This window comes from Micromonospora sp. HM5-17 (assembly GCF_003762835.1).
Taxonomy (GTDB): Bacteria; Actinomycetota; Actinomycetes; order Mycobacteriales; family Micromonosporaceae; genus Plantactinospora.
Genome location: NZ_RJWA01000001.1, coordinates 825,997 through 840,891 on the forward strand (window position 1 = coordinate 825,997; position 14,895 = coordinate 840,891).

12 protein-coding genes are annotated in these 14,895 nt (G+C 74.2%); 7 read left to right on the forward strand and 5 right to left on the reverse strand.

Features of this window, described 5'->3' with window-relative positions; genetic code table 11:
* Positions 1-280 precede the first annotated feature (280 nt).
* A complete protein-coding gene (locus EF879_RS03750; RefSeq protein ID WP_123554613.1) occupies positions 281-697 on the reverse strand; it encodes a hypothetical protein in 417 nt (138 codons plus the stop codon).
* 3 nt (positions 698-700) lie between these two features.
* The gene (locus EF879_RS03755; RefSeq protein WP_123554615.1) at positions 701-1,123 is read right to left on the reverse strand and encodes a hypothetical protein; all 423 of its coding nucleotides are present in this window, start codon (positions 1,121-1,123) and stop codon (positions 701-703) included.
* Positions 1,124-1,313: 190 nt separating this feature from the next.
* Between EF879_RS03755 and EF879_RS03760 the strand changes: the two genes are divergently transcribed.
* From EF879_RS03760 to EF879_RS03770, 3 genes are all read left to right on the forward strand, one after another.
* Positions 1,314-1,724, forward strand: a complete 411-nt coding sequence (locus tag EF879_RS03760; protein WP_123554617.1) for an RICIN domain-containing protein — start codon at positions 1,314-1,316, stop codon at positions 1,722-1,724.
* Between the two features lie 356 nt (positions 1,725-2,080).
* Positions 2,081-4,375: a hypothetical protein gene (locus EF879_RS03765; protein WP_123554619.1), complete on the forward strand. Its 2,295-nt coding sequence runs from the start codon at positions 2,081-2,083 to the stop codon at positions 4,373-4,375.
* A 238-nt stretch (positions 4,376-4,613) separates the two neighbouring features.
* Positions 4,614-5,627 carry a DUF5995 family protein gene (locus EF879_RS03770; protein ID WP_148086347.1) on the forward strand — a complete coding sequence of 338 codons (1,014 nt, stop codon included), beginning with the start codon at positions 4,614-4,616 and terminating at the stop codon, positions 5,625-5,627.
* Between the two features lie 70 nt (positions 5,628-5,697).
* Here the strand turns inward: EF879_RS03770 and EF879_RS03775 are convergent, their stop codons facing one another.
* Positions 5,698-6,738, reverse strand: a complete 1,041-nt coding sequence (locus tag EF879_RS03775) for a Ku protein (protein WP_123555358.1) — start codon at positions 6,736-6,738, stop codon at positions 5,698-5,700.
* A gap of 169 nt (positions 6,739-6,907) precedes the next feature.
* Between EF879_RS03775 and ligD (EF879_RS03780) the strand changes: the two genes are divergently transcribed.
* Positions 6,908-7,870, forward strand: a complete 963-nt coding sequence (gene ligD, locus EF879_RS03780; RefSeq protein WP_123554623.1) for a non-homologous end-joining DNA ligase — start codon at positions 6,908-6,910, stop codon at positions 7,868-7,870.
* Between the two features lie 211 nt (positions 7,871-8,081).
* Entirely contained in the window at positions 8,082-9,002 is a 921-nt protein-coding gene (ligD, locus tag EF879_RS03785; protein ID WP_123554625.1) for a non-homologous end-joining DNA ligase, read from the forward strand.
* Between the two features lie 49 nt (positions 9,003-9,051).
* Here ligD (EF879_RS03785) and EF879_RS03790 read toward each other — a convergent pair whose 3' ends face one another.
* The gene (locus EF879_RS03790; RefSeq protein ID WP_123554627.1) at positions 9,052-10,731 is read right to left on the reverse strand and encodes a DNA repair helicase XPB; all 1,680 of its coding nucleotides are present in this window, start codon (positions 10,729-10,731) and stop codon (positions 9,052-9,054) included.
* Between the two features lie 150 nt (positions 10,732-10,881).
* Between EF879_RS03790 and EF879_RS03795 the strand changes: the two genes are divergently transcribed.
* Entirely contained in the window at positions 10,882-11,766 is an 885-nt protein-coding gene (locus EF879_RS03795) for a L,D-transpeptidase family protein (RefSeq protein ID WP_123554629.1), read from the forward strand.
* 200 nt (positions 11,767-11,966) lie between these two features.
* Positions 11,967-12,269 carry a hypothetical protein gene (locus tag EF879_RS03800; RefSeq protein WP_123554631.1) on the forward strand — a complete coding sequence of 101 codons (303 nt, stop codon included), beginning with the start codon at positions 11,967-11,969 and terminating at the stop codon, positions 12,267-12,269.
* Positions 12,270-12,401: 132 nt separating this feature from the next.
* Here the strand turns inward: EF879_RS03800 and EF879_RS03805 are convergent, their stop codons facing one another.
* Entirely contained in the window at positions 12,402-14,888 is a 2,487-nt protein-coding gene (locus tag EF879_RS03805; protein WP_123554633.1) for a helicase-associated domain-containing protein, read from the reverse strand.
* Between the last annotated feature and the right edge of the window lie 7 nt (positions 14,889-14,895).

Below are 14,895 nucleotides of genomic sequence, written 5' to 3' on the forward strand. Positions count from 1 at the left end.
CGCAGGTCACCACGGCGGGATCCGACACGGAGGGTCGCCACGTCTGCTGGACCACCGGTCCGCCCCGGTTGAAACCGGGGTCATTTGTCGATGAACGGAAGGGTGCGATGGTCGTCTGCGTGCACTGTGGGCAGGAGAACGACGAGGCCGCCGCGTACTGCCTCGGTCCAGGCTGTGGACAGCGCCTGCCCGGTCCGGAGTCGCCCGATCCCGCCGTGACCGCATCGTCCGGCCCCGCCCCGGCGGAGTCGTCGCCTCCTCCGGCACCGTCCGGTCCGGCTCATCGGGCCGGCCGGCGTCGGGGCGCGCGCCGCCAGCAGGGTGGGCGGCACGCGGTGAAGCCGGGCAGACCCTCCACCGCGGCGGCACGCGGCATCCCGACCACCTCCGCCGTCGCGTCGCCGGCGACCGCCGGATCCGGACAGGGGGCGGACCGCGCCGCGGCGGCCCAGCCGGCCGAGCCGGCCGCGTCCGCCCCGCCGGCCAAGCATGCCGCGCCCGAGCGGTCGGTCGAGGCGGCCGCGCCGGTGGCCGAACCCGCGGCGGCGTCGGGAGCGCCGATGGCGGCCGGCACGTCCGGGCGGACGCCGGCAACCACCGCGCCGGCGGCCGGGACCACCGAGCCGACCGGGCCGGTCGGGGCGACCGCGCCGGCCCCCGCCGCGCCGGGAGCCCCGAGCGCGGCTCCCCGCACCATCGCTCAGACCAGCCCGGACCGCGGCGCGGACTCGGCGACCAGGGCACCGGCCCGGACCGCGGCCGGGTCGACGAGGACGGCCGCTTCGGCGGCCCCGACCAGATCGTCGGCGGCCCCGGCGGGTACGTCCGCCACGGCGACGGCGGCGACCGACCCGGCCGAGCCGACCGGAGGGACGGGCCCCCGAGCCCGGAACCTCGCGCTGGTTGGCGGCGTGGTCACCGCACTGCTCGCGGTCGGCGCGATCGTGTGGTTGACGCAGCGGCCCGAGGACGAGGCCGACGTGCGGGCCGGAGGACTCCCCGCGCCGGTCTCCGTCGCCACGCCCTCCGCCGCACCGTCGAGCGCCGGTCCGACCCCCACCACGGCGACGTCCGGCACCCCCACCACGGCGACGTCCGGCACCCCCACCGCCACGGCCAGCACCAGGTCGCCCGGCCGGTCCGCGCCGGATCCGACCTCCCCGGGCCGTACTCTGACCCGGTCCTCCTCCGGAGGCGGCGGTGACAGCGGTGACAGTGGTGGTGACAGTGGTGACAGTGACCGGAGCTCCGGCGACGGTTCCGGGACGACGGTCTTCTCCGGCCGCTACCAGATCCGTCCCGCACACACCGGGATGTGTCTCGGCGAGGGACCCGAACTCTTCAAGAACACCCGGCGGATCGTCCTCGGTCAGCACTCCTGCGCCTCGGCGCGGCCGGCGACGGTGCTGGAGCACGTCAGCGGGAACGTGTACCGCATCAAGCTCCAGTACTCCAGTGGCGCCCGGTGCGCCACCGTCGACTACGGCGGTCGGGGGGCCGGGCTGCTGGTGGCCGGCGTGAGCTGCGGAAGCAGCCGGAGCGACCAGCAGTTCCGGCTGGAGCCGGTCGGTTCGCCGGCGAGCGGCTACCGGATGCGTTCCGTCGCCGGTGGGAGCAACCTCTGCATCGGGGTCTACCAGGGGATGACCCGGGACGGCGTACAGATCATGCAGGACGTCTGCGGCAACGGCCGACACGAGGTCTTCACGCTTCGCCGCGCCTGACCCGGCCCCCGGCCCCGACCCGACCGTGGCCCCGCGTCACGTTGGCTCGGCCCCGCGTCACGCTGGTCCGGCTTCCGTGTCACGCTGGCTCGGCCCCGGCCTGCCCCGGTCCACAATCCGGCCGGCCGGCTCAGGCGGCGGGCGTCATCCACGTCCCACCCGACATCCGCGTGCCACCCGACGATTGAAACGATCTCCGGGATCGGCGCGGGTCTCGGGGTGAACCGTCCATCGTGGACGCCGGCTGTCACCAGGGGCGAATGCTCGAGCTATTGACGGAGATGTAGCGGCGCCGATATCTTGCGTTCACGTTTTTGAAACGGTTCATACCGCCTGGTCGAATCCGGAGGTCCCCGATGTCCCGGAGCTCATCGACGAGACGTGCCCGCCGGCTCGGTGCCGGCGCCGCGTTCGCCCTGCTGCTGACCCTGGCCGGCCCGCCCGATCCGGCCGCCGCCACGACCGGGACCATCCCCGACGGGGACGGCTCCGCCGCCGGGACGGCGAGCCGGGCGGCCCAGGTCGAACCGACCGTGGTGACCCGCTTCGACACCAGTGCCGCCGGAGGTGGGGCCCGACCGCTGCTCGGGGACGTCACCGGTGACGGCCGGCTCGACGTGGTGATGATGCAGCCGCACTACATCGCCGACGACCGGTACGAGGGCGCGCTCGTCGCCGCCCTCACCGCGTACGACCTCGACGGCACCCTGCTCTGGCAGGCCGGCCGGGTGGACCCGCGGGGCCGCAACAACGGCAGCGACATCCCCGCCCAGGTGCACGACGTCGACGGCGACGGGGACAACGAGGTCGTGGCGATCATGCACCCCGACGGCGACACCTCCGCCGAGGGACGTTTCATGATCTTCGACGGGCGCACCGGCCAACTCGTCCGGGACTTCGCCCTGCCGCACCCGCAGGCGCACGACGCGATCATCTTCGCCAACCTCAGCGGCGGGAACACGGCCCGCGAGATCATCCTCAAGGACCGGTACGACACCGTCTGGGCGCTGAACAACCAGGGCGAGCTGCTCTGGACCCACAGGGGGAACACCGGACACTACCCCTGGCCGTACGACTTCACCGGAGACGGACGCCAGGAGATCATGGTCGGCTACGACATGCTCAGCCCGGACGGCGAGCTGCTCTGGCGGCATGACGGCACCGGGCACGCCGACACGATGTGGATGGCCGACATCACCGGCAACGAGGAACTCGAACTGATGCTCGGCGGCGACGCCGCGATCGCGTTCAACGGGCGTACCGGCGAGGAGATCTGGCGCAACAGCGACATCGTCGAGACCCAGAACATCATGACCGGCGACTACCTGCCCGACCTGCCGGGCCTGGAGTCCCTGGGCCTGGACCGGATCGACCGTACGGCCAACGGCTACGACGGCCTCTTCCTCCTGGACGTCGCCGGGAACATGGTCTGGAAGGAGGCCCGTGAGACGCGGGGCTGCTGGGGCTCGATCCCGGAGCCGATCCACAACTGGACCGGCGACTACAGCGACCTGATCATGGTGTGGAACCGGGGCTGCGGCGAGCCGACCACGATCATGAACGGCGCCGGGGACGTGATCAGCGTCCTGGACTCCGCCGCCCGGCTGTGGCACGCGGACTTCTGCGGTGACGACAAGGAGGAGGTCATCGAGTACGTCCAGGGCAGCTCCGTGACGATCAAGAGCAACGGCCCCTGCGACCTGGCCGCCAAGGTGACCGGACGCCCGCTGCCCCAGGCCAAGCGCCTCTACAACTACACCCGCTACACGGCCGGGGACAGCCCGGTCACCCTCTCCGCGGCCCGCCCGGCGCGGGCCAGCGGAGCACTGCCCGGCCACCCGGCCGAGCACGGCAACGACGGCGACCCGACCACCGCCTGGTGGGCCGCCTCGGCCGGCACCGGCCAGAGCTGGCAGGTGGACCTGGGCCGCTGGTACACGCTGACCGGGATCGAGCTCACCCTCCCGGCGACCGACCTCCGGGCCGCCTGCACCCGTACCGTGGCCGGCCGGCACACCGGTCCGCTGACGGTCTCGGCCGGGGTGACCTGCCTGGCCGCCGGGAGCACCGTCACCGGCCCGGTCACCGTGCTGCCGGGGTCCGCGCTGGCCGCCACCGACGCCACCATCACCGGACCGCTCGCCGCGCTCGGTGCCCGGGCGGTGCAGGTGACCGGCACCCGGATCGCCGGCCCGGTCTCGGTCGCCGGCACCACCGGCCGGCTGGTCTTCTCGGGCAACCAGGTGGGCGGCCCGGTCAGCCTGATCGGCAACCGGACCGGGGACGTCCCGGTCGTGGTCTCGGCCAACACCGTCGCCGGCCCGCTGACCTGTCGGGAGAACGCGCCCGCCCCGGTCCGGGACGGCGCGACGAACCGGGTCGCCGGACCGGCCACCGGGCAGTGCGCCGACGTGCCGGTCGGCGACGTCCACGGCGGCGAGTTCCGGTACGGCTACGTCGTGGAGACCTCCACCGACGGCGAGCACTGGGTCCGGGTGCTGGACCGGTCGACCAACGACCGGACCGACGCCACCCAGCGCGCCCTCTTCACCGGGCTCGGCCGGTACGTCCGGGTCACCGTCACCGACCTGCCCGACCTGCCGTACGCCCGGGCCGGTCTGGCCGAGGTGAAGGTGCTCGGCAACCGCTGACCGGGCTGGACGGGCCCCGGCGCCGCCCGGCGTGGCGCCGGGGCCCCGTCGTGCCACCGGTCTCGGCGCCGACCCCGACGACGCGCGTACCCGGCGCCGCGCGGTCGGCCACCGTGGCGCGGGCCGCCCGTGCCGGATCCGGCGAGTCGGGTACCGGACCGGCGTTAATGATTCGTCACTCAGCTTCGGAATGATGCTCGACATCGACGTCGATCATTGCTCGTAGGGGGGGGCTGAGATGCGCGGACAGCTCAGAATTCGATCAGCGCTCGCGATCCTGCTGGGGGCGGCCTGCGTGCTGGTGTGCGCTTCACCGGCCGCCGCGGCCCCGCCGGCCCCGGCCGGAGTGCCCGGCGGCGCGGCGGACCCGGGCTCCACCGTGGTCTCCGGTGCCGCGCGGGGTGCGGCCGGCGGGGCACCAGAGACCACGGACGCGACCCGGGCGGCCGAGGTGCCGGAAACCTGCCCGGAGGGCGGGAACGAGTGCGTGGACGGCACCATCGCCGAGCTGACCGCGCGCTTCGGCGCGCTCGGCCGGGCCTGCGGGCACCACGCCACCTTCGCCCTCGCCTACCTGCGGACGACTCAGGGCTACAGGTGGAGCCGGGACCAAGACGGCTTCTTCGCCGACCCCCGGTGGGTCAACCGGGAGGGCGCGCTCTTCGCCGAGTACTACTACCGGGCGTACGACGACTGGGCCGCCGGTCGTCGCTCCGCGGTGCCGCTGGCCTGGCTCGCCGCCCTCGACGCGGCCCGCGACCGCCGGCTCACCGGCGCCGGCGACCTGATGCTCGGCATGAACGCCCACATCAACCGGGACCTGCCGTACGTCCTGGAACGGGTTGGGCTGACCGCGCCGGACGGCAGCAGCCGCAAGCCCGACCACGACCGGGTCAACGAGATCCTGGCCGGGCTCGTGGATCCGCTGTTCGCCGAGCTGGTCGCCCGATACGACCCGGCCGGCTTCGACGTCGGGATCGCACCGGCGATGGTCCTGGAGCTGATCGTCGCCTGGCGCGAGCAGGCCTGGCGGAACGCGGTACGGCTGGCCACCGCGCCCACCCCGTTCGCCCGGGCGCTGGTGGAAGCCGACATCGAGTCGAGTGCAGCGGCGACCGCTGCCGGTCTGGCGGCGCTGACCAGCTACGTACCGCCGTTCACCGGGCCGGAGGCGCGCGCGGCGCACTGCGCGGCCCACCACGCCGATCCGCCCCCGGCGGCGTACCCGTTCGGCGTTCCTCCGGCGTACTGAGGCCCCGACCGGGGCGAGTCGGTGGTACGCGTGGTTCCACCGGATGCGGCGCGGCGTACCTCGGGACACCTCAGGCGGACCTGCGGGTGGTCTTCTTCGCCGGGGTCTTCTTGGCCGGGGTGGCCTTCTTCGTACCACCCGCCTTCGCCGCGCCCTTCTTCTCTCCGGCCTTCTTCACCGTGGTCTTCTTCGCCTGCCCGCCACCGGCCTCGCCGACCGCCTTCTTCGCCGCGGCCTTCTTCTCCCCGGCCTTCTTCGCGGCGGCCTGCTTGGCCGACTTCGCCGCCGAGATCGGCGTGGGCTGGCCAACCCCGGCACCGCTCGGGGCCTCGCCCCGAGCGGCCCGGGCCCGCTCCACCGAGGCGCGCAGCGCGGCCATCAGGTCGATCGCCGCGGCCGGGGCCTCCTCGACCTCCTCCGGCTGCACCACCTGCCGCCCCTCCACCTTGGCATCGATGACCTCCTGCAACGCGGCCCGGTAGTCGTCGGTGAAGACGTCGGGCTCGAAGTCCCCGGCCATCGAGTCGATCAGGGAACTCGCCATCGCCAGCTCCGGCGGGCGTACGGTGATCTTCTCGTCCAGGAAGGCGAAGTCCGGCCGGCGGATCTCGTCCGGCCAGAGCATGGTGTTGAGCACCAGCACCCCCTCCCGGACCCGCAGCGTGGCGAGCTGCTCCCGCTGCCGCAGCGCCACCTTGACGACCGCCACCCGCTCCGAGTCGGTCAGCGCGTCCCGCAGCAGCACGTACGGCTTGGTCGCCGCGTTGTCCGGCTCCAGGTAGTACGCCTTGTTGTAGAGGATCGGGTCGATCTGCTCCGCGGGTACGAACTCCAGCACGTCGATCGCGTGCGACGTACTCAGCGGCAGCTCGGCGAAGTCCTCGTCGGTGAGGATCACCATCTCGCCACCGCCGAGGTCGTATCCCTTGGCAATGTCCTCGTAGGGCACCTCCTCGCCGTCGAGCGAGCAGACCCGCTTGTACCGGATCCGACCGCCGTCGGTGCGGTGCACCTGGTGGAAGCGGATGTCCTTCTCCTCGGTTGCTGAGTAGACCCGGACCCCGATCGAGACCAGGCCGAACGAGACGGCGCCGCGCCAGATAGCCCGCATGACCCGCACCTTCCCCATCCGGGCGTCGAATTCACCCCGCCGAGTGAAAGAACCCCCTTGACCAGCCGGTACTACCCTCCGACGCCGTACCGAACACCACCGGTGTGGACCAGGATCGCATCGGATCGAATCCCTCCGCGAGCGTTTCGCGCGGTCCTAGAGTGAGGTCGTGCCCGGCCCGCCGGTCAAGCCGATGCTCGCCAGCACCGGGGAACTGCCCACAGGCCCCGGCTGGGGGCATGAGTTCAAGTGGGACGGGGTACGCGCGATCGCCGATGTCGCGGGGGGCGCGCTGCGGCTCTACGCCCGTTCCGGGGTGGAGATCACGGTCGCCTATCCCGAGCTCGCCCCGCTCGGCGCGCAGCTCGTCGCGCGCGGACTGGCCCACGCGGTGCTCGACGGCGAGGTGGTGGTGCTGACCGAGAGCGGGCAGCCGTCGTTCACCGCGCTGGCCGAGCGGATGCACGTCCGTCAGCCCCATCGGGCGGCCCGGCTGGCGGCCAGCCTGCCGGTGACGTACATGATCTTCGACCTGCTGCGCCGGGACGGTGCGGATCTGACCGGCTGGCCGTACCGGCGGCGGCGGGAGGCGCTGGAGGCGCTCGGGCTGGCCGGACCACGCTGGGCGGTGCCGCCGGTCTTCGCCGACGGGGTCGCCACGTACGAGGCCGCCGGCGAGCACGGGTTGGAGGGGGTGGTCGCCAAGCGGCTCGACTCGGTCTACCGGCCGGGGGTCCGGTCGCCGGACTGGGTCAAGGTGAAGCGGGAGGTGACCGATGACTTCGTGGTCGGCGGGTGGCGCCCCGGCGTACGCCGGATCGGTGGCCTCCTGGTCGGGGTGCCGGCACCGGGCGGCGGGCCCGGCCTGGTCTACCGCGGCCGGGTGGGTGGCGGCATCGGCGCGGCGATCGAGCGGGAGCTGCTCGCGGTCCTGGAGCCGCGTCGGGTCGCGGCGTCGCCGTTCGTCGACCCGGTGCCCCGGGAGGATGCCCGGGGCGCGATCTGGGTACGTCCCGAGATCGTGGTGGAGGTGAAGTACGGCCAGCGCACGCCGGATGGCCGGCTGCGCTTTCCCCGGATCCGCCGGCTGCGGCCGGACCGGACCGCCGCGGAGGTCGGCGAGGCGGGCTGACTGGTAAGCCGGGCCGCCGCGAACGTCGGCGAGGCGGGCTGACCGGTGGGCCGGGCCGCCGGAGGCGTCGGCGCGGCGGGCCGAGCGAGGGGCCGGGTCGCGGCGGCCCGGTGGACGGGCCGATCGAGGCGCGCCGGTCGCGGCCCACGGCGACGGCGTGGGCGGCGCCCGTCGGCGGGATCGCCCGCCGGGAGCGAGGAGGGAGTGGAGCATGCCGGCCGAGCAGCGGGTACGGGTCGAGGTCGAGGGCCGCGACCTGGAGCTGTCCAACCTGGACAAGGTGCTCTACCCGGCCGCCGGGTTCACCAAGGGTGAGGTGATCGACTACTACACCCGGATCTCCGGCGTCCTGCTGCCGCACCTGCGCGACCGGCCGGTGACCCGGATCCGCTATCCCAACGGGGTCGAGGCGAACTCATTCTTCGAGAAGAACGCCCCGGCCGGCACTCCGGAGTGGGTACGCCTGGAGACCCTGCCCGCGCCCGGTTCGTCGAAGGGCCGGGAGATGCTCGACTACGTCGTCTGTGACGACCTGCCGACCCTGGTCTGGCTGGCCAACCTTGCCGCCCTGGAACTGCACACTCCGCAGTGGAAGATCGGGGCCCACCCCGACCTGATGGTGATGGACCTCGACCCGGGCGCCCCGGCCGGCCTGGCCGAGTGCTGCGGGGTCGCGCTGCTGCTGCGGGAACGGCTGGCCGGGGACGGCGTGGCCAGCTATCCGAAGACCTCCGGCAAGAAGGGGATGCAGCTCTGCTGCCCGGTCTCCGGCCGGCAGTCCGCCGACGTCGTCTCCGGCTACGCCCGCCGGGTCGCCGCGGAACTGGCCCGCGAGGTGCCGAAGTCGATCACCGCGCAGATGGCGAAGCGGCTCCGCCCCGGCAAGGTCTTCATCGACTGGAGTCAGAACAACGCGGCCAAGACCACGGTCGCGCCGTACTCGCTGCGGGCCCAGCCGATCCCCTCGGTCTCCACGCCGCTGACCTGGGCCGAGGTGGAGGCGGCGGCCGATGGTGAGGCCGGCGCCGTCCGTCAGTTCCCCGCCACCGAGGTGCTGGACCGGGTCGAGGAGTACGGCGACCTCCTCGCCCCGCTGCTCCAGCCCGGCCCGGAGCTGCCCACCCGGTCCTGAGACGCCCCGGCCGGTCCCGAGGTGCCCGGCGGCCCTCAAGCCACCCGCGTCACTCCACCCGGGGAACCGGCGGGCCGAGGACGTCGTCGGCGTCGACGATCGTGTACGCGTACCCCTGCTCGGCGAGGAAGCGCTGCCGGTGTGCGGCGTACTCGGTGTCGATGGTGTCCCGGGAGACCACGGTGTAGAAGTGCGCCTGCCGGCGGTCGGCCTTCGGCCGGAGCACCCGGCCGAGCCGCTGCGCCTCCTCCTGACGGGAGCCGAAGGTGCCGGAGACCTGGATCGCCACCGCCGCCTCCGGCAGGTCGATGGAGAAGTTGCCCACCTTCGAGATGACCAGCGTCCGCAGCTCACCGGCGCGGAACGCGTCGAAGAGCCGTTCCCGCTCCCGGTTCGTCGTCGAGCCCTGCACGATCGGCGCGTCGAGGGTCTCGCCCAGCTCGTGCAGTTGGTCGATGTAGCCGCCGATCACCAGCACCTGCTCGCCCGCGTGCCGCTGCACCAGCGCCCGGACCACCGGCAACTTGGTCCGGGCGGTCGCCGCCACCCGATAGCGCTCCTCCGGCTCCGCGACCGCGTACGTCATCCGTTCGGCGTCGGTCAGGGTGACCCGGACCTCGACGCACTCGGCCGGGGCGATCCAGCCCTGGGCCTCGATGTCCTTCCACGGCGCGTCGTACCGCTTCGGGCCGATCAGCGAGAAGACGTCGCCCTCCCGGCCGTCCTCCCGCACCAGCGTCGCGGTGAGGCCGAGCCGGCGTCGGGCCTGGAGGTCGGCGGTGAACCGGAAGATCGGCGCCGGCAGCAGGTGCACCTCGTCGTAGATGATCAGGCCCCAGTCACGGGCGTTGAAGAGGTCCAGGTGGGTGAAGGCACCGCCGCGCCGCGCCGTCAGCACCTGGTACGTCGCGATGGTGACCGGCCGGATCTCCTTACGCTCCCCGGAGTACTCGCCGATCTCGTCCTCGGTCAGCGAGGTGCGGGCGACCAGCTCCCGCTTCCACTGCCGCCCGGCGACGGTGTTGGTCACCAGGATCAGCGTGGTCGCCTTCGCCCGCGCCATCGCCGCCGCCCCGACCAGGGTCTTGCCGGCGCCGCAGGGTAGGACCACCACGCCCGACCCGCCAGCCCAGAACTGCTCCACCGCCTCCCGCTGGTACGACCGCAGCTCCCACGCGGGCCGGCCGTCGGACCCGTCGGTGCGGAGCTCGATCGGGTGCGCCTCGCCGTCGACGTACCCGGCCAGGTCCTCGGCCGGCCAGCCGAGCCTGAGCAGCGCCTGCTTGAGCCGGCCCCGCTCGGACGGGTGCACGACGACGGTGTCGTCGTCGATCCGGGCGCCCAGCATCCCGGCGAGCTTCTTGCTCTTGGCGACCTCGATCAGGACCATCCGGTCCAGAGCCCGCAGCACCAGGCCGTGGGTGGGGTGGGCGACGAGCTGGAGTCGGCCGTACCGGTCCATGGTCTCGGCGACGTCGACCAGCAGCGCGTGCGGCACCGGGTAGCGGGAGAACCGCAGCAGCGCGTCGACCACGCTCTCGGCGTCGTGCCCGGCCGCCCGGGCGTTCCACAGGCCGAGCGGGGTGAGCCGGTACGTGTGCACGTGCTCTGGCGAGCGTTCCAGCTCGGCGAACGGCGCGATCGCCATCCGGCACGCCTGCGCGTCGGGGTGGTCGACCTCCAACAGCAGGGTTTTGTCCGATTGCACAATCAGTGGTCCGCCGCTCACACCCACGCCCTTCCGTTCCTGGTCAGCCGGTTGCGCGCCGACCCCCAAGTGTCGCACCCGGATAACGAGGCGGAAAATTTCTTCACCAGACGCAACCCGACCGGCACTCTTGGGCGTCTATAGCAGGCGACGGCTCCTGGGGAGGACCAGATGGTATCCGCACGTTTCGGCACCCGTCTCGTCGCTCTGGTGGCGGTCACCCTGTTCGGCGTCGGTGCGTGCGCGCTCGAATCGTCGACCGGCTCGTCGGACGCGGGGGGACTCCGGCCGGTCGGCGACACGGAGGAGACAACGGGGGCGAGTGCGTCGCCCACGCCGCAACGGGACAACCGCGCCCGTCCGTCGCCGACGAAGACCCGACCGACGTCGACGCCGACCGCCAGTCCGGCCGGTGAGCCCGCCCGACGCACCTCGCCGAAGCCGACCCCCACCCGGAAGCCGGCCGGCTGCCCGCAGGGCGAGCGGCAGCGCGAGGTCGAGGGGTACCTCGCCCGGCTCGGTGGCTTCGGCACGATCACCGTCGACGGCCGGCAGTCGGCCGCCGACTGCGAGGCGATCAAGAGGTTCCAGCGCCGGTACGACATCCGGCCCGCCCACGGCCGGGCTGGCCCGCTCACCGCCGCCGTCGCCCGCCGCCTGGCCGAGACCGACACCGACCGGTGCCGGGCCGGCTCCGGTACGACGTTCTGCGTCGACCTGACCCGGCAGACCGTCTGGGCGGTCCGAAACGGGCGAGTGGTCATGCCGCCGACCGTCACCCGCACCGGCATGCGGGGGTACGCGACGCCGGCGGGGACGTACACAATCAACTTCCGGAACGTGAAGGAGTGGTCCGACCCGTACGAGGTGTGGCTGCCGTACTGGCAGCGCTTCGTCGGCGGGATCGGGTTCCACCAGACCACGACCTACCTGCACGACGGGTCGATCGGCTCGCACGGCTGCGTCAACCTGCTGCCGGCCGACGCCCGCCGGCTCTGGAGCCTCGGCACGGTCGGCACCCGGGTGCACGTCTTCGGCCGCCGCCCCGGCACCTGACCGCGCCTCCGCCGGCGTCGTCGCCATGACCAGCGCGTCGGCGGGCTCGGGACGTCGTCCGCTCCGGCGTCCCCATCGCCGGCGCCCGGCGCCGTCGGCATCTGCGGCACCTCGCCGCGGACAAATGGGCGCTGCGACCTGTCGTAAGCGGCGAGCAGATGCGAGTCTAGAGGCGGGGTAGCGTGGCGGGAGGTTGGCAGATGGCGGTCGGCGAGATGCGACCCGAGACAGATCCCCCGGCCGCTCTTCCGGCCGACGCCGCAGCGGCCCGGTCGGCCGCCTCCCGGGGCGGGCCCGCGCCGGCGCCCGCCGAGCCGGTCTCCCGGGCCACCGTGCTGGCGTACGCCACCGTCGCGGTGCTTCTGGTGATCTGGGTGCTCTTCGGCTGGCTGGTGCAGCGGCAGGGCTTCGTCGAGTCCCTCGGCGAGGGGCTCGGAGCCGCGTTCACGCTGCTGCTGATCGTCTCGGTCGTCGGCACCGTACGCCGCAGCCGCCGCGACTGAGCGCGGCGGCCGCAGCGGAGCCGCGCCTCCCCGCCGCCGCGGTGTCTCGCGCCGCCGCGGCCGGGCCGCGCGGGACGTCGCCCGGCCACCGCGACGGGCCGCCTCGCCCGACACCGTCGCCCGGCCGGGTCGCTACTCGTCCCGCACCGCGGCGGTGATCCGGTGCAGGGCGAAGGTGTGCAGCATCTCGGTCCGCTCGTCCTCGGCCCGGAGGTAGCCGGCACCGATCGAGACCGGCCGGACCAGCCGGGACGCGGTCGCGCCGTGCGCGTCGACGTAGCCCACCCAGACCCGCGCCCGGTCCCGGACGGCCTGCTGGAGCACGGTCAGCGCCTGGGTGTGCGGCATCGCCGGGCCGCCGTCGAGCTTCCCGCCGCCTCGGACCGGGATCGGCGCCCGCCGGGCGGCCCGGGCAGCGGCGTCGCCCCGGCGGACCTGCTCGACGATGCCGAGCAACCGAGGCGTGGTCAGCCGGGGTGTGGCGAGCGGGTCCGTCGCCCGGTTCGCCACCGAGCCGCGCGCCGGCGCCCGGCGTACCTTCGGCCGGGTCAGCACGGTGGCTCCGCTGGCGTCCTCGGAGACCGGCGCGTACCCGGCCTCGCGGAGCGCGGTCAGCAGTCGCCCTGCCAGGTGCGGGGTGGTGAGCACGGTCGGCGCCAGCCGACGCAGCCCCAGCGCGGCGAGCCGGCGGTCGGCCAGCACCTCGGTCAGCAGCGCCTCGTCGTCGCTGCGCAGGTACGCCCCGGCCGGGCCGATTCGCAGCCCGCCGTGCCGCCGGGCGATGTCGTCGATCAGGTACGTCAGCCCCTGCGGTACCGGCGTCCGGGACCGCCGCTTGAAGAGGGCGTGCAGGTCCTCGCCGGCGTACCCGGCGTCCAGGGCGCGTCGCACGCTCGCCGCGGTGACCCGGTGCACGCTGGCCCCGCCGGCCGACTCCGGTTCGGCGACCAGGGCCAGCTCGGCGGCGAGGGCCGGCTCGGGCGGCCCGGGGACGACCACGGTCAGGTCGGCCTGGAGCAGGAAGTGGTCGACGGGGGCCGGGAGCAGCGTGTCCAGGGCCCGGACCGCCGGTGATCCGCCGCCAGCCGCCCCGTCGGCGTCGGCGCGTACCCCGAGGGGGTCGTCGCTGGACTCGGCGAGCCGGGTGTCCCCGGCCACCCACTGCGCGAACAGCAGCCTGCCGTACGAGGTGAGGGCACCGAGCCCGGTCACCCCGAGCAGCGCCGCCTCGGCCAGCACCTCGCGCTGCCCCGCCTCCCGGCCGAGGCTGCGGCGCGGGGTGGCCCAGGCGAGCAGCGCCACCACGTCGTCCGGGGCCGGCGCGGTCCCCGGAGCCAGGTCGTTGAGGACGCCGAGAACGGCCCGCCGAAGCGCCGGAGCCCCGGCCCGCTCCGCCTCGGGAGAGAAGAGCGTGATCACTCGGTCTCGGTCGTCCCGCTGCCCGATCAAGCCCACCTGGCGGGTCATGGTCAGCCAGGCCCGGGCCAGCTGCTCCCAGCGGTGGGCCAGCGCGGCGTCCCGCCAGCCCTCGTACCCGACAGTGGGGAGGATCTGTTGGTCGGCGCCGGCACGGGTGGTGGCGCCGGGCAGGTCCAGCTCGCCGAGGAGGCCGGCGGCGTACGCCACCTCCAGCAGCAGGGCGGCGGTCGACTCGTCCAGCCCGGTGGTCTTGGCGAGCCGGCGTAGGTCCCGGACGCCGAGTCCGCCGGAGCGCAGCAGCGGGGCGGGCTCGGCGGCGAGCAGCTCCAGCAGCGCTTCGGTGTGCCGTACCGCCTCCATCGCCTGGCCCGCCCCGGCCGAGTCGACGACCGTCAGCTCCCGTTCCGGGCCGGTCACCGCCGGGGGCTGCGGCCGCATCGGCCCGAGCGGGCCGGCGTCGCGGCGCAGCAGCAGCCCGATCTCCCGAGGCAGCTCGACGGTGGCCGGCCGCCCGGAGCCACCGGCCCCCGGGACGGGGACCAACAGCTTCTGCTCGACCAGCCAGGCGACCGGGCCCGCGGACTCCGCGTCGGGGGCGGGGCGGGTGCCGACCGGAGGTCCGGCGGCGAGCCGGTCCAGGATCGCGCGGGCCGGTGGCGGCGCGGCCAGCAGGGTGCGGCGCAGCCGGGCCGGGTCCGCGACCAGGGCCGCCGCCTCCGGGTCCAGCTCGGCCGCGGGTCGCCCCAACCCCGCCGGGTACGGCGAGCAGACCTCGTCCACGCCGGCCGCGACCCGCAGCGCATCCTCCGGCCCGTAGAGCAGGAAGAGCGCGCGGAGCCGGTCGACCGCGGCCCGGACGGCAGCCACCCCGCTCCGCCGCCGCTCGCCGGTGGCGTTCCCGACGGCGAAGGCCACGATCTCCTCGACCGAGGTCTCGCCCGTCGCGGCGCGGGGTTCGCCCCCGCCCGGGTCGGGAGACGACGTGTCGGGTCGGCGGGTCAGCCGGGCCGCGTCGAGGATCTGCAGGGTGAACTCGTCGAGTCCGTCCAGGGCACGGGCGACCGACACCCGGGACTGGGCCCGGACCGCGAGAGCGGACAAATCGGTTGGTACCGGCACGACGAGATCCGGACGTAGCCGGAACAGGGCGGCGAGCGCCTCGTCGGGCAGCGCCCGCAGGTGGTCGGCGAGTGTGGTCATCGTCTTC

Excerpts from the sequence above, each read along its gene's own strand:
- EF879_RS03750 (WP_123554613.1), bottom strand. The coding sequence starts at position 697 with ATGGTGCGGGGAGCCGCGCTCGGGGCTCCCGGCGCGGCGGGGGCCGGC.
- EF879_RS03760 (WP_123554617.1), top strand. The coding sequence starts at position 1,314 with ATGTGTCTCGGCGAGGGACCCGAACTCTTCAAGAACACCCGGCGGATC.
- EF879_RS03765 (WP_123554619.1), top strand. The coding sequence starts at position 2,081 with ATGTCCCGGAGCTCATCGACGAGACGTGCCCGCCGGCTCGGTGCCGGC.
- EF879_RS03770 (WP_148086347.1), top strand. The coding sequence starts at position 4,614 with ATGCGCGGACAGCTCAGAATTCGATCAGCGCTCGCGATCCTGCTGGGG.
- EF879_RS03775 (WP_123555358.1), bottom strand. The coding sequence starts at position 6,738 with ATGCGGGCTATCTGGCGCGGCGCCGTCTCGTTCGGCCTGGTCTCGATC.
- ligD (WP_123554625.1), top strand. The coding sequence starts at position 8,082 with ATGCCGGCCGAGCAGCGGGTACGGGTCGAGGTCGAGGGCCGCGACCTG.
- EF879_RS03795 (WP_123554629.1), top strand. The coding sequence starts at position 10,882 with ATGGTATCCGCACGTTTCGGCACCCGTCTCGTCGCTCTGGTGGCGGTC.
- EF879_RS03800 (WP_123554631.1), top strand. The coding sequence starts at position 11,967 with ATGGCGGTCGGCGAGATGCGACCCGAGACAGATCCCCCGGCCGCTCTT.
- EF879_RS03805 (WP_123554633.1), bottom strand. The coding sequence starts at position 14,888 with ATGACCACACTCGCCGACCACCTGCGGGCGCTGCCCGACGAGGCGCTC.